Here is a 14244-nt window from a genome sequence, read left to right on the forward strand (position 1 = left end):
CACCTTGTATATGATTGAGAATGATAGAAAATCCAGAGAGATTATTTGTGGGGAAGTAATTAACAATTCCAGTTCAGTATTCAATGTTCTTACTCCTTCTGAAAAAGAAGAGTTAATGGCGAACATGACCTGTTCTTTTTTTAAGAAAGGTGAATACATTTACAAAGAAGGTGAAAGACCAATTGGGCTTATTTGTTTGTCAGAAGGAAAAGTAAAGATATTTAAAGAAGGCGTAGGCGGTCGCGAGCAAATTGTTCGAATGGCAAAACCTATTGGTTTTATTGGATACCGTGCGCTTTTTGCCGAAGAAAACAACATTGCTTCGGCTGTTGCAATTGAAGATTCTATAACCTGTACAGTTAGCTACGAATTGATGCTGAAATTCATTAAAACCAATTCTGACCTTTCTTTATGCATTATACGTTCGCTTTCTACCGAATTAGGATTTTCAAACAACAGAACCATCACCCTTACTCAGAAACACATTCGAGGAAGATTGGCTGAATCGCTTCTTTTTCTTCGTGATACATATGGTTTTGAAGATGATGAATCAACCATTAAGGTTTATCTTTCGAGAGAAGATATCGCGAATTTATCAAACATGACAACATCAAATGCAATTCGTACTCTTTCCACTTTTGCCAGCGAAGGAGTCATTTCAATTGATGGCCGGAAAATAAAGATTTTAGATAAGGTAAGATTAGACCGGGTTAGTAAACTTGGATAAAATCTACCGTTTAAAATATAGTAAGCCATCTCGTTAAAGATGGCTTTTTCTTTTCTATTCGCTTTGATATGTCAATGTCATGATAGAATTCTCAAATAATGGCTGACTTGTGTTAGGGATTGTAACGGATACCCCGCAGCGAAGGATGAGCGAGGAGTAGAAGTGAAAAGCCCGCCACGAGGAACGAGGGGAACACCCGGATATTTTTATTCCTGAAAATAAACGCGTTTCACCCGACGCGAAATGGTGGTGAGAATTTCGTAGGGAATGGTATCTAATTGTTCTGCCAATTTACTCACTGAATAATCGTCTCCAAAAATCAATACAGAATCGCCTTCTTTTGCATCAATATTTGTGAGATCGATCATACTCATATCCATACAAATATTGCCAACAACAGGAGCCACTTGTCCGTTCACCATCACCTTTCCAAGGCCATTACCAAGCTTGCGGTTGAAACCATCGGCATAACCTATTGGGATAACTCCAATGCGCGTATCGGTCTGTAATTGCCCTTTTCGTCCGTAACCCACGGTATTCTCTTTCGAAACGTCTTTAATTTGAGAAATTACAGTTTTTAAACTGCTCACATTCATCAATTTTTCCTGATGAGAGGCACTTATCCCGTAGAGACCAATTCCCAAACGAACCATGTCGAATTGTGCTTTCGGAAAGCGTTCAATACCGGCAGAATTTAAAATATGCCGATCGATATGATATGAAAACTGCGACAATATTTGATCGCTCCATTGGGTAAATGAATTAATTTGCCGAGCTGTAAAATCATCGTGTTGCTGCTCATCGGCACCAGCCAAATGGGAAAATACAGAGCCGATAAAGAAATGATCATTATTCTCAATCAGCGACAACAAAGTATCAATATCGTGATGAACAAAACCCAAACGATTCATTCCTGTATCCAGTTTTATGTGAATAGGATAGTTTCTTACTCCATTCCGTTTTAATGCTTTTTCGAATTCCTGACAAATAGTAAGATTGTATATTTCAGGCTCCAGGCGATACTCAATCATGGTATCGAAACTGTGAGGTTCCGGATTCATCACCATAATTGGGATCGTGATTCCTTCATTTCTCAATTCAACACCTTCGTCGGCTATGGCAACGGCTAAATAATCAACCCGGTGAAATTGCAGTAAATTAGCAATTTCGGTTGATCCGCTTCCGTAAGAGAATGCTTTCACCATCACAACCAACTTGGTGGTCGGATTCAATAAGGATCTGAAATAGTTTAAGTTATGAACCATAGCATTTAAGTTCACTTCCAAAACCGTTTGATGTGCTTTGTATTGAAGAGCATTTGAGATTCTCTCGAAATGAAAATTTCTTGCTCCTTTTATCAGAATAATTTCGTTCTTAAACTGATTTCGATTCAAATCTGCCAGAAATACATCGGTTGAGCGATAAAAAGAAGTATCGCAGGTAAATAGTTTCGATTGCGAAGAAATGCCTTCCCCAATACCAATCAGACGATTAATCTTCTTCTGTTCCAATAATTTGGATATAGCTTTGTAAAGCTGACGATTTGTGTAACCCGATTGAAAAATATCAGATAATATAAGGGTTCTACTCCTGTCTTTTTGTTGCAGATTCATTAAGTCCAAAGCAATCCCAAGCGAATCTAAATCTGAATTGTAATAATCATTAATCAGCGTGCAATCACCTATTCCCTCTTTAATTTCCAATCGCATGGCAACTGGTTCTAATTTCAGGAATCCCTCTTTTATGGTTTCATCATTAACATTCAAATTCAATAAACAAAGCCAGCAAATTATGGCATTATCAATTGAAGCCTTATCGGTAAATGGTAAATTTATTTCTTTTGTTTCCTTCTTATATTTAGCTTTAATAAATGTTAGGTTCCCTTTTCTTTCTTCCGAAACAACCATCAAATTGGCGGTCTGATTTCTTGACCAGGAAATCAATTCTTTATTCTGTCCATACCGAGCCTTTAAAAATTCATCTACCAATTTCTTATCGGCACAATACACAATCGAATTGCAGGAAGAGAATAATTTTATCTTCTCCTCTAATTTCTGAACTTCAGTCTTAAAATTCTCCCGATGTGCATCTCCCAAATGAGTAAAAATCCCAAAGGTAGGTTGAATAATTTTTGAGAGTTGATCCATTTCTCCCGGTTGAGAAATACCAGCCTCAAAAATGGCTAAATCAGCCTCATTGTTCATGTGCCAAACAGAAAGCGGAACACCAACCTGAGAATTGTAACTTTTGGGACTGCGAACAATAGAATACGATTCATTCAGCAGTTGATACAGCCACTCTTTTACAATGGTTTTTCCATTACTGCCGGTAATTCCAAATACAGGATATGAAAAGTTCTGTCTGTGATTTTGCGCCAAATTCTGCAAGGCAATAAGCGTGTCGTGAACCAATACAAAAGCGGCATCAGGGAACTCTCTGGAATCTATCCCTTCAGAATTGCTCACAACAAATGCACGAACACCTTTTTGATACAAATCTTTAATGTATAAATGACCATCGTGTCGCTCACCAACTAAAGCAAAAAAAAGGGTTTCTCCGGGAAGTTGTAACGACCTGCTGTCTATCGAAAGGGTTTTTATATAGAGATTTTCTTTCCCATAACAAACACCTCCTGTTATAGAAGCTACTGATTCAATCGTAAATAATTGTGCAAAGGTCATAATACATCCACTTATTTTGTTGAAGACGTTCTGTAAATTTTCTGGTAACAATTTCGGCAAAGCGGTTCGTATTCACTTTTTTCGCCCAACAACACTAATTTATCAGCCTCAGCCAAACGATGTGAGTAATTGGCCAGATTTCCACAACGCATACAAACTGCATGAACTTTGGTAACATATTCTGCAGTAGCCATAATACTCGGAATCGGACCAAAAGGATTGCCTTTAAAATCCATATCCAAGCCGGCAACAATCACACGAATACCCTGATTGGCCAATTCGTTACAAACGTCAGACAAGCCAGCATCAAAAAACTGCGCTTCATCAATACCAACAACATCAACATTACTGGCAAGCAGCAATATATTTGCTGATGTTTCGACAGGAGTTGACCGGATGGAGTTGGAGTCATGAGAAACTACTTCATCCACTGAATATCTCACATCAATATGAGGTTTAAATATTTCAACATTCTGACGAGCAATTTTTGCCCGGTTCAACCGACGAATCAATTCTTCGGTTTTACCCGAAAACATAGAACCAACTATTACTTCGATCCAACCATTACTGCCAGCTCTGTTAATATCATTCTCAAGAAACATGTGATAAACTTTAGGTTATTTTACATAGATAGACAAAAATAGGAAAACACTTTCATACTTGCATTACTGAGCTAATAAACTTTTAAACAATATCACAGTAAAAAAAAAGTTGTTCGAACCGAAAAATCCGCTCAACCAATCAATACAAAAAAAATTAGCTTTACTTTTGTGAATTAGTACATAGAATTCTGTTGCATATTAAAAATTCTGGTTATGGATAATAAACTAGTCATTCAACTGCTTAAAAGTAAAACCGAAGAAATTCAAAACTTACTGGAACATTTCGCCAATAAGCCTGAGGATTTAAATGATGGTATTGAGTTACTTGATTCCAGAATACTGGGCTTAAGTCAAGATTTTAAAATCCTGAAAAAGAATTGTGAATTAAAACCAGCCGAGACAGTTTCAACGAATGTCCCTGAAGAAATTATTTCTGCTTCACCTGAACCAATAAAAGAAGAAATTGAATTTCCTGATGCGAATTTTGAAAAACCTCAGGTAATTGACAATGTCGATCCTGAGAAACCTGAAATTGAGGAAAAAGAGCAAATAAAAATATCAATTGTTAAGCAAAGTGCTCAATCGGAACCTATTCAATTAATAGGAGAGAAACTTTCTTCACAAAAACTAAAAGATATTCAGTCGGCCATTGGAATTAATGATCGCTTTTTGTTTGCCCGTGAGCTTTTTGAAAACAATATAGATGAATACAACACAGCGATTTCCTTCGTAAATAAAGCAGGTACTTTCGAATCTGTTATGAATTGGATAAAAGCTGAAAAAGAATGGGATCTGGAAGATCCTACCGTAACCCAATTCATCGAAATCACCAAAAGAAAATTTTAAACATGTCGAAACTATACCTTGTTCCCACTCCAATTGGAAATTTAGAAGATATTACCTTAAGAGCCTTAAAAGTTTTAAAAAGTGTTGACTTAATTCTTGCTGAAGATACGAGAACATCAGGGTTTTTATTAAAGCATTTCGAAATTTCAAAACCTTTACACTCACATCACAAATTTAACGAACACAAAACGGCCGAAAACATCGTTAATCGAATTAAAGCCGGTGAAACCATTGCCCTAATATCTGATGCTGGAACTCCTGCTATCTCAGATCCCGGGTTCTTTTTGGTAAAACATTGTCTTGATAGTGGAATTGATGTAGAATGCCTGCCGGGAGCAACAGCATTTGTCCCTGCCTTAGTGAATTCCGGTTTGCCAAATGAAAAATTTTGTTTCGAAGGATTTTTACCGCAAAAAAAGGGGCGTCAGTCTAAATTAGACGAACTGGCTGAAGAATCCAGGACAATGATTTTTTACGAATCGCCACACCGATTAGTGAAAAGCTTAGAGCAATTTGCTGAAGTAATGGGAGAAGATAGAAAAGCATCTGTATCCCGTGAGTTAACCAAACTATACGAAGAAAATGTACGAGGCACTCTCGCTGAACTAATCGCTCATTTCAGTTCGAAAACTGTTAAAGGCGAAATTGTAATTGTAGTTGGTGGTAAGGTTGTTGAGAAAAAGAAGAAAGAATACATAAAGAAGGATCGACAGTAAACCCAAGACTAAAGGCTTTGCAACTCCCCTTTCATGATTTAGCTTAGAAGAACTACATTATGAATTCGTAATTTATAATTATTAATTGTCATTAGTCTTCGTGCGAGAATTTAGGACAAGAGATTGCCTTATCACCCAATTTTTTAACTTTCTGACGACGTTTCAACTTTCGGATTTCCCGGGGATTGGAATAGTTGTAATTGTAAGTGAGCGAAATTTCCAAGCCACCCCTGTTAGAAGATGCAGCCTGTAAATCAGAGACATTAATATCGTAGCTAATCATAAATTTCATGCGGTTTTTCTCATATCCAAATGCAGGAATAATATCCTGAGTAAAACGATACCACAATCCGTAATGAAGAATAGTACCTTTTTCTCCATACAACATCATAAAATTGGCTCCGGCAATCCACTCGTTTGAACTACTTTCGGTAGTATGCATTATTTCAGGCTTGACATATAATCTTGAAGATAATCTGGACTCTACTCCTCCATGCCATGCAAATCGTCTTTTAAGGTTATTGGTGATTGCGTAAAAGGATTCGTTGGGTTGATTTATATGACTAATTGCCATCCCCATAAAATATTTTGATTTCCCTTTAAAAAAGGTAACCATAGTACCAGCAGAAAAGTCAGTGTAAAATAAAGATTGTGTTCCTAAAGGTTCGCCTGTTTGATAATTTGGATCGAAAAGTGTGCCATCCCATTGATCATCAAAAACCAATTTGTTATAATCAACCGATTTATTAACTAATTCCAAACCAACTCCCATATGTAAGAACAATGTATTACCTGCATTCAGACTTTTATTTAATGATCCGGAAAACATGACCTGAGTGGTCTTTAAACTACCTTCTCCCGCTTTATCATTAAAGATCATACCTCCAACACCAAGCCATGAAGAACTCAATAGTTGAGTTGACAATTTACCATCTACAAAAACTGCTTGAGAAACAAAAGGTGTTGTTACACTATTCCACTGGTTACGATAATTCATCCCACCCCGAAGGTTATAATCAGAATTTCCAGTAAGAGCTGGATTTAACAATAATGGGACAGAATAGAATTGAGAAGAGTGCACACGCTGAGCGGAGACTTGACAGACCCCAAATAACGATATCAGTATAAAAACAATTAAACTCTTCCTCATATCCAATTTTACGGGTCTTTCAGCCGATTAACAAAGATTTTCAACCAGCAAAACGAAATACCCCAAGCAAAAATATAAAAATGGGTAATAATAGCCTATTACCCACTGTGAAATATTTCATTTTACATTTATTTTTTTGCGACAAATTATTTGGCATAAATATAATTAATATGATGAAATTTAACAGTAATAATCCATTTTATTCATCAACTATATTAGTACAGTAGTGTAACATTTCCGCGCTTTTGTACAGAACTACCATCAAGGAAGGTCACTTGCAGGAAGAAAACATAAACATCCATATCTTGTTTTACTCCACGATAGGTACCATCCCATCCTACATCTTGTCTGTTCGATTGAAAGATTTTATGTCCTAATCGGTTATAAATAATCAAATTCATTGAACCAATATTGTTACCCCGAACAAACAGAACATCGTTTTTACCATCTCCATTTGGAGAGAATCCACTGGCTAATCCAACAAATTGATCACCTTCCGGATAAACTACATTTATGGTATCCCTTCCCATACAACTCTGTTGATTGGTTACTTCAACCCAATATTCTCCGGCCTGACTCACATTTATAGTCTGAGAAATATCATCTGTTGACCAACGGTAGAAACTACCATTATTTTCAGCATCAAGAGTTACATTTTCTCCGGTTTGAACAATAAGGTCTTCACCTAGATCAACAATAGGAGAAGGATTAACTGTTAATTCGATACAATCTCCTTCGGTATTGCCAAACGGATCAGTTACATCAACACAATATTTACCTGATTGATTGACAAGGATTCCCTTTTCAGTTGACTCTGACGGTATCCATTTATAGATAGGATCAGAAGTAAATGTTCTATCGATAATTGGCTCAAGATACACTCTGTCACCCTCACAAATCTGAATATCACCACCTAAATCCACAGAGAATTTATGACCGTCTTTTCTAACAACACTAATATCATCTGTATTATAACATGAGTATTCAGATGTAACCTTCACAGAATATACATTTTCCTCACTTACCGTTATTGTCTGGGTTGACTCTCCAGTACTCCATTCGTAAACCAAACCTGATCCTGAAACTCCGGCATCCAAAGTCGTGGTTTCACCATCGTATAATGTAATATCGCCACCTAAATCAACAATCGGTAAAGCATTTACAATTACTTCAATCTCATCTGTTTCTTCGTTGCCTGCATCATCCCTTACAGTTACCGAGTAAATTCCGGACTCACTCACAGTAAGCGTAGAGGTTCCTGCTCCATTTGACCATAGGTAAGCATAGTTTTGAGAGATACTTGGATTTGGATTTAGAATCACTTCTTCACCATCACAAATATTCTTGTCTGCACCCAGATTAATTGCAAATACATCACTAGTACTACTTATAATAATTTCATCAGTCCCAACACAACCATTTAAGCTGGTTACATCAACACGATATGTATTGCTGCTACTCACGTTTATGGCCTGGCTTGTCTCTCCTGTCGACCAAGAATAGGTTAATCCCGGATTTCCTGCATCCAACACCTTCGTTTCAGCATCAGCCAATTCGTAATCTGCTCCCAAGTCAACAACCGGAGCTGTTAACACATTAACATTTACTGTTGCTGATGATGATTTACCTGTTCCGGAATCAGTTGCTGTAACAGAATAGGTTCCAGTTTCAGTAACTTTTAATGTCGGCTCTTTTGATCCATCTGACCATAAGTAGGTATAAGTTCCACCAAAATCGATAGTTGGAGTTAGAATTGCGCTCTCTCCTTCACAAATTTGAATATCTCCACCTAAACTAACTACGAAAGATTCAACAACACTAATAGCAGCATAAATCGTATCTCCCGCACAATCAAAAGCAGTACGTTCCAACAATTTTATTTGATAATCTCCAGGAGTATTTCCCCATTGAACATCAAAACTTAATTCACTATGGAACTTATCGCTTAACTTCGTTGTCTTTTCATTTAAGACAGTTGCTCCACTTGGTATAAAAAGTTCATAATTTTCATTCTTCTCGATGGTTGCAGTATAAGACTGTATTGTTCCCGCCTGAATTACCGGAGTATAATCACCAAATAAAGTATTTGGCAAGGCCATTACATCAACCTCTAAAGTTTGATTGGCAAGATCTTCGGTTACAGGAATTCCTGATACTGTTTTTGCTTCAACCAACAAGATCTCAGCTCTATGTGTTTTACCGGTTGTATTCGGAATTTCAAGCTCAAACTCAAAAGTATTCACGTACAGCTCGTCTGCTCCAACAGGCATTACTGCAGGTGCACGATCCACTGAAATTTTAAATGTCCATGGCTTAGGACCCGAATAATTAACAGTAATATTCACTTTACCATTTGCATCTCCACCATTATTTGCAGAACAAACATAGGGTACCTCTAAATCATCAAACTCAGCGGTTGGAGCTGCACCATCAACCACCACCATCATGGTTAAAGGATCACCAAAACAATGTGTTCCTAAATCTTCCGGATATACTTTCACCTCATAATCACCTTCGTTAGCGAATACATAATCGCCGGATTCAAATGTTTTTGATGTAAGATATGCTACTGAACCGCTTGATGTATGTGTTACTGACCAATGATATTCATAACCAGTAACTTCATCCACCTTAAAATTAAGTGTTGTTCCCTTAACCACATACTGCTGTGCCACAACAGCCCATCCTCCCAAAAGGATGGCTATTGCAGTAAGCAGTGTTTTATGTAGTAAGGTTTTCAACATCTAATTTTATTCTTTTAATTATTTAAATAAAACTCCTAAACTAAGCTCTAGTTAAGTGTAATAGTACCTGAAATAACTGGCTTACCATGAACAGTAACACTTCTTGTGTTATCAGCAAGATCAGTATCAACAGCAACAGTTCCATTATCAGCAGTTTTTGCACTAATCAATTGAATGCTTACTGTTTGATCACCGGTAGTTAGATTTTCAAAATCTGAAATTGACAATTGTCCTGTTAAAGGAGTTGCGTCACCTGCAGTCCCCATTGTAACCACCTTAGTTGTTTTTGTATTATCAATAGCAGTAATCTCATATGTCAATTCGAATGGAGCTACACCATCGGTGAATACAACATCGAAATCGCTAACTGTTAAAGAACCTCCCAATAACGGAGAACAACTTACAACTGCATCATTTGCAGGTAAATTAGCAAACATTACAGAAGCTGCACCAACAACTAAAACCTGAGATGTTCTTGTTTCAGTCAAACAGCCATTTGCATCAGTCCCAAAAACTGTTACATCATATGTTCCTGCAACATCCCAGATCAGTGTCATAGAATTTCCTGTTTGCGCAACCAGATCAGTGCTGGTACCACCCGTTGTAGCCCAAGTATAAGTCACTCCTGCAACAGGATCAACATTATAAGTATGAGATGTGTTAATAGTTACAGTTTGATCCTGTGCACTAACAGTTCCTGCAAATGTAATTAAGCTAATAAATAGCAAGCCGAATATTTTAGTCAGTTTCATAGTAGTTTAATTTAAGTTTATGTCCGATATTATTGGTTTCTTATTAATTGTTCTTGTATGAATTTCTTTTCCTGTTACCACATTTAACGTACCTCCATATTTATTGGTTGCACTCTTTATGGTAATAGTATTTATAGTGTCAATATTTTCATCTTCAATAACACCCGCTACATGGAGCATTTTATCTGCAAAATTTACAATTGCAGTTCGATCAGCAGAATCCCCATCTAAGCGATAGTTCACTGTAATCGGGTATTGTGATTCCGGCAATTGAGTACCTGAATCGAACATTGCTACCATTTCTGCAGCAAACTGTGGATCTAAATCAGCACAATCGTCTGATGTCAGATCTTTAAATACAATAGTGGCTTCAGTACCAAATACCTCAACAGGTATAGCTCTTCGAGAAGAACAAAAATTAGTTACTGAATTAAATTCTTCCACAATTGCGTAATATTTTCCCTCATTTAAAAAGGTAATGTCAACTTCAGCTTTTTCAAATTCTCCCCCAATAAATAAAAAGTCATCATCTCCTCCCAATCCATCATTATCCGCCAATAAAGCGTCTTTTTGATCTGTCCAGTTGTTCACCTTATAAACATTCCATTCATAAGTATTCCCAACATGATCAGTAATAGTAAGTTTATGCGTACTACCAGGCAATATTACATACGGACTCTGTGCCTTAGCTGAAGCCAAAGCCATCATTGTAAATACAATGACAATCAGAATTCTATGTAGTATACCTTTTAACAAATCTTTCTATTTTTTAATGTTTGAATTACCTTCCCGGATTTCGATCCGGGAAGGATTCTATATGTAAGTCAACAAACTTTACAATATTTAATCAATAGCAATCACACTAGTTTCAGGTGATGCTGTAATAACAAACGATTCTGATGTATTATTGGTTAAATTAGTACCAGGCTCATTTGTATTTCCGGCTCCCGTTGTAATAAACGCATTTGAAGCAACCATGTTCAAGCTAATATCATTAGCTGGAGAAACGCCCGGAGTATTAGCTGTTACAACAGTCAATACAACTTGAGAAGTTCCCGATGCTACGATTACGCTGGAACCAGTTACAGTACCACCAGCTGATGAAGTAACAGTTGATGCTGCTGAAGTTGTGAAATCAAATCCCCATGCTCCAGTTGTCCAAGGCTGTCCGTCAGTATCCATTGAAACAGTGAAGTAACGAGTTGTAGAACCAAAATCATTCGTTGCATTATCTATTGTTGCCCCACTACCACTATTACAATCAGTTAAAGCACCACCAGTAATAACAGCTCCTGCATTATCAGATGCAATAACTGCTAAATCAAGTGCACCAGCTGAAACCAAAATCTCCAAACGTCTTAAGGTTGTACAGGCACCAGCTAAATTAGCTTCTGTAACCTCTACAAAATATGTTTCAGCTTGTAACCATTGAATGTTTACAGTATTCGCATCTACACCTGCACCTGTGGTTGTAAATGAGTAATCTGTTCCACTAACAGCTGGTGTTGTACCGTCGTTTTGATAAACTGCCCAGGTATATGTATTTCCAACATGATCTGCCAGATGCACATTACTAGCATCCACATTTACTTTAAACTTATGGATAGAACCTACCGCATGAGTTGCATCCTGTGCATATGTTCCAAAAGCAATTAAAGAAATTGCAAGAACCAGAGTTATTTTTAATAATCTTTTCATGATATATTAATTTTATCAGAGTTTACTAATTAGTCAGTTGTAATACCTGTAGTTGCTGGAACAGCATTAACAATATAAGTTGCCACATTATTGGCTGCATTACTGTCAGGAGTTCCTAACTCATCTTTACCATTAGAAACTGTAAGAGCAATTGAGATATTTGGATCTTGTCCATTCACACCATCAATATTCTTATTGGTATTGTATTCAACAGTAATTGTTTGAGATGTAGTGTTAGCAGGAACATTAATTGTACCTGTTAAAGCAGCTACTCCATTAACAAGAACACCTGTCACTTTATCTGATGCTGCAATATCGCTAATTGCATAATCAAACGACCATGTTTTAGTTAAATCGCCACCAGCCATACTAACTGTATATTCTCTTGTAGTTGTTCCAAATACATCATTCGAATTATCGCCATCTGCAGTAACATCCACAACCGGATTAAATGCAGTAGCACAATCTGTTGCTGAAGTAACTAGAGCGGCAACAACATCAAATGTATTGGCAGTTACAGTTACAGAAATCTGACGAGTTGTAGGACAAGCCGGAGTAACATCTGTTCTTGTTTCAACTACTTGTAAAATGTATGTACCAGCAAGTAACCATTCTACATTAGCAGTTACTCCATCCGTTGCTCCAACAAAGTTATACTCTGTTCCTAGAGTACCCGAAGTTACAGACCAAGCTAAGGTTGTACCTGCAATACTACTTTTCGTGATAGTATATGCATGCGTTGATCCAGCATATGGAGTGGTACCTGTATTTTGTGCCTGAGTATTAGTAATTAATAATACTCCTACGAAAACCATTAAAAGTTTTAAAAGAGATTTCATATCGATTTATTTTAACTAATTAAAATGTAATGTTTCCTGTATTTGGCACACCATATATAGTTACGTCACCAGTAACATTATTCCCAACAGTATTATCACTGTTACCAAAACTATCTTTTACATTACTAATAGTAACTGAAAAAGTTTGATCCGCACCTGCTGCTAAATTAGGTACAGTTAAAGTTAGAGTGTAAGTATTTCCTGATACTGCAACTGCAGTTCCAGACAATTCAGGAGTTAAACCTGTAGTTGCATAATCGAATGTCCAATCAGCAGCACCATTTGTCTTAGTCAGGATATAATCTACTGTTGAGTTTCCGGTAGAACCAGTCGCACAATCCGACACTGCATCAGCGATCGAAACGTCAAAATTATCTCCAACTACCACTGTAGCAGTCTTAATTGTAGAACAAATCACACTCCCACCATGATCTTCATTCTCGGTAAAAGTTAACGTGTATGTTCCTGCTTGCTTCCATAAGATATCAATAGAAGCGTCAGTTAAAGTAGTTCCATTCTGAAGATCCCAAGCTGTTCCTTGTGCTCCTCCTCCTGTTACTGTCCAGGATAGAGTATTTGCTCCATTCTCCGCAGTTACAGAGTAAGTATGAGTTTCTCCAACATTCCTTGTATCCTGTGCCATGACACTGTATCCCAAGAAAAGGAAAAAGCATACACTTAAAAGTTTTGTAAAATTTGTTTTCATGTTGACTATATTTAAAATTTAATAAATTATTCCTGATGGTATCGGTTTATGATTAACCGTAACCGTAAATATTTTTACATTTGAAATATTACCACTAGCATCCAATACTCTAAAATGGATTGTCGAAATTCCTTCAGGAAATTCAAACCCGGATGGATCAGAAACTGAAGCTGCTCCTGTTGCTGCACTACCAAATGCATTTGCAAATGAAGAATCCGGTAATTGAATTCTATATTGAACCATAAAACTCGTTGTGCAATTATCCGAATATCTAGTTGCCTGTATATCTAGGCCAGTAAATGATTTCACTTGAGGAATTACACTTTCATCTTCTGCACAATCAATTATTGCCAAGTCAGACAAATCTGCCAAAACAGGAGGTGTCACATCATCAATAATTACATTCTGATTTACAACAATTGAATTTCCATTTCCATCATCAAAAGTCCATGCTATTACGTGAGTTCCTTGAGTATTGTATGTTAAAGGATCACTTGTTGTTCCTGTCAAAACACCAGCACAATTATCAGTCGTAGTCGGTACTATAGCTGTTGCAGTACATTCCCCAATTACATCTGAAAGTATTGGAATTACAGGATCTGTTGTATCATTAATTACTACATTCTGAGTCTGTGTTGTGCTGTTGCCTGATCCGTCAGTATAAGTCCAGGTTACTACGGTTGAAGAAGTAATTGGCAGTGTTGTTGTATGAGTTCCTGTTAATACTCCGTCACAGTTATCTGTCGCTGTTGGTGCTGTTAAACTTGTTACTTCACACTGGGC

Annotated in this window: 13 protein-coding genes; 3 read left to right on the forward strand and 10 right to left on the reverse strand. The window is 37.0% G+C overall.

Annotated features, from left to right (window positions below; genetic code table 11):
* Positions 1 to 10: 10 nt before the first annotated feature.
* Positions 11 to 727, forward strand: coding sequence for a Crp/Fnr family transcriptional regulator (locus tag QUH73_RS17780; protein WP_289531782.1), 717 nt, complete (start codon positions 11 to 13; stop codon positions 725 to 727).
* Between the two features lie 206 nt (positions 728 to 933).
* Here QUH73_RS17780 and QUH73_RS17785 read toward each other — a convergent pair whose 3' ends face one another.
* Positions 934 to 3408 (reverse strand): bifunctional UDP-N-acetylmuramoyl-tripeptide:D-alanyl-D-alanine ligase/alanine racemase, encoded by a 2475-nt coding sequence (locus QUH73_RS17785; protein WP_289531783.1) that lies wholly within the window; start codon positions 3406 to 3408, stop codon positions 934 to 936.
* A gap of 11 nt (positions 3409 to 3419) precedes the next feature.
* The gene (locus tag QUH73_RS17790; RefSeq protein WP_289531784.1) at positions 3420 to 4010 is read right to left on the reverse strand and encodes a thymidine kinase; all 591 of its coding nucleotides are present in this window, start codon (positions 4008 to 4010) and stop codon (positions 3420 to 3422) included.
* A gap of 213 nt (positions 4011 to 4223) precedes the next feature.
* On the opposite strand from QUH73_RS17790, the gene QUH73_RS17795 reads away from it, so the two are divergent.
* Positions 4224 to 4856, forward strand: a complete 633-nt coding sequence (locus tag QUH73_RS17795; protein WP_289531785.1) for a hypothetical protein — start codon at positions 4224 to 4226, stop codon at positions 4854 to 4856.
* Positions 4857 to 4858: 2 nt separating this feature from the next.
* A complete protein-coding gene (rsmI, locus tag QUH73_RS17800; protein ID WP_289531786.1) occupies positions 4859 to 5572 on the forward strand; it encodes a 16S rRNA (cytidine(1402)-2'-O)-methyltransferase in 714 nt (237 codons plus the stop codon).
* 91 nt (positions 5573 to 5663) lie between these two features.
* On the opposite strand, the gene QUH73_RS17805 is transcribed toward rsmI, so the two are convergent.
* The 8 genes from QUH73_RS17805 to QUH73_RS17840 form a co-directional block, all read right to left on the reverse strand.
* Complete coding sequence (locus QUH73_RS17805; RefSeq protein WP_289531787.1) at positions 5664 to 6722, reverse strand: PorP/SprF family type IX secretion system membrane protein; 1059 nt, start codon at positions 6720 to 6722, stop codon at positions 5664 to 5666.
* 215 nt (positions 6723 to 6937) lie between these two features.
* Positions 6938 to 9466: a gliding motility-associated C-terminal domain-containing protein gene (locus QUH73_RS17810; protein ID WP_289531788.1), complete on the reverse strand. Its 2529-nt coding sequence runs from the start codon at positions 9464 to 9466 to the stop codon at positions 6938 to 6940.
* Positions 9467 to 9513: 47 nt separating this feature from the next.
* On the reverse strand, positions 9514 to 10218 hold the full coding sequence (locus QUH73_RS17815; RefSeq protein ID WP_289531789.1) for a hypothetical protein: 705 nt from the start codon (positions 10216 to 10218) through the stop codon (positions 9514 to 9516).
* 6 nt (positions 10219 to 10224) lie between these two features.
* A complete protein-coding gene (locus QUH73_RS17820) occupies positions 10225 to 10974 on the reverse strand; it encodes a hypothetical protein (protein WP_289531790.1) in 750 nt (249 codons plus the stop codon).
* A gap of 87 nt (positions 10975 to 11061) precedes the next feature.
* The gene (locus QUH73_RS17825) at positions 11062 to 11916 is read right to left on the reverse strand and encodes a hypothetical protein (protein ID WP_289531791.1); all 855 of its coding nucleotides are present in this window, start codon (positions 11914 to 11916) and stop codon (positions 11062 to 11064) included.
* A 29-nt stretch (positions 11917 to 11945) separates the two neighbouring features.
* Entirely contained in the window at positions 11946 to 12755 is an 810-nt protein-coding gene (locus QUH73_RS17830) for a hypothetical protein (RefSeq protein ID WP_289531792.1), read from the reverse strand.
* Positions 12756 to 12774: 19 nt separating this feature from the next.
* Positions 12775 to 13461 carry a hypothetical protein gene (locus QUH73_RS17835; RefSeq protein ID WP_289531793.1) on the reverse strand — a complete coding sequence of 229 codons (687 nt, stop codon included), beginning with the start codon at positions 13459 to 13461 and terminating at the stop codon, positions 12775 to 12777.
* Between the two features lie 18 nt (positions 13462 to 13479).
* Positions 13480 to 14244: hypothetical protein (locus QUH73_RS17840; protein ID WP_289531794.1), on the reverse strand; the 765-nt coding region annotated here is incomplete at its 5' end.

The sequence above is a fragment of the Labilibaculum sp. K2S genome (genome assembly GCF_030372765.1).
GTDB lineage: Bacteria > Bacteroidota > Bacteroidia > Bacteroidales > Marinifilaceae > Labilibaculum.

What these genes read in the sequence shown, in the direction of transcription:
- QUH73_RS17790 (WP_289531784.1), bottom strand. Translation starts at nt 4,010, where the DNA reads ATGTTTCTTGAGAATGATATTAACAGAGCTGGCAGTAATGGTTGGATC.
- rsmI (WP_289531786.1), top strand. Translation starts at nt 4,859, where the DNA reads ATGTCGAAACTATACCTTGTTCCCACTCCAATTGGAAATTTAGAAGAT.
- QUH73_RS17830 (WP_289531792.1), bottom strand. Translation starts at nt 12,755, where the DNA reads ATGAAATCTCTTTTAAAACTTTTAATGGTTTTCGTAGGAGTATTATTA.
- QUH73_RS17780 (WP_289531782.1), top strand. Translation starts at nt 11, where the DNA reads ATGATTGAGAATGATAGAAAATCCAGAGAGATTATTTGTGGGGAAGTA.
- QUH73_RS17835 (WP_289531793.1), bottom strand. Translation starts at nt 13,461, where the DNA reads ATGAAAACAAATTTTACAAAACTTTTAAGTGTATGCTTTTTCCTTTTC.
- QUH73_RS17810 (WP_289531788.1), bottom strand. Translation starts at nt 9,466, where the DNA reads ATGTTGAAAACCTTACTACATAAAACACTGCTTACTGCAATAGCCATC.
- QUH73_RS17805 (WP_289531787.1), bottom strand. Translation starts at nt 6,722, where the DNA reads ATGAGGAAGAGTTTAATTGTTTTTATACTGATATCGTTATTTGGGGTC.
- QUH73_RS17795 (WP_289531785.1), top strand. Translation starts at nt 4,224, where the DNA reads ATGGATAATAAACTAGTCATTCAACTGCTTAAAAGTAAAACCGAAGAA.
- QUH73_RS17815 (WP_289531789.1), bottom strand. Translation starts at nt 10,218, where the DNA reads ATGAAACTGACTAAAATATTCGGCTTGCTATTTATTAGCTTAATTACA.
- QUH73_RS17825 (WP_289531791.1), bottom strand. Translation starts at nt 11,916, where the DNA reads ATGAAAAGATTATTAAAAATAACTCTGGTTCTTGCAATTTCTTTAATT.
- QUH73_RS17785 (WP_289531783.1), bottom strand. Translation starts at nt 3,408, where the DNA reads ATGACCTTTGCACAATTATTTACGATTGAATCAGTAGCTTCTATAACA.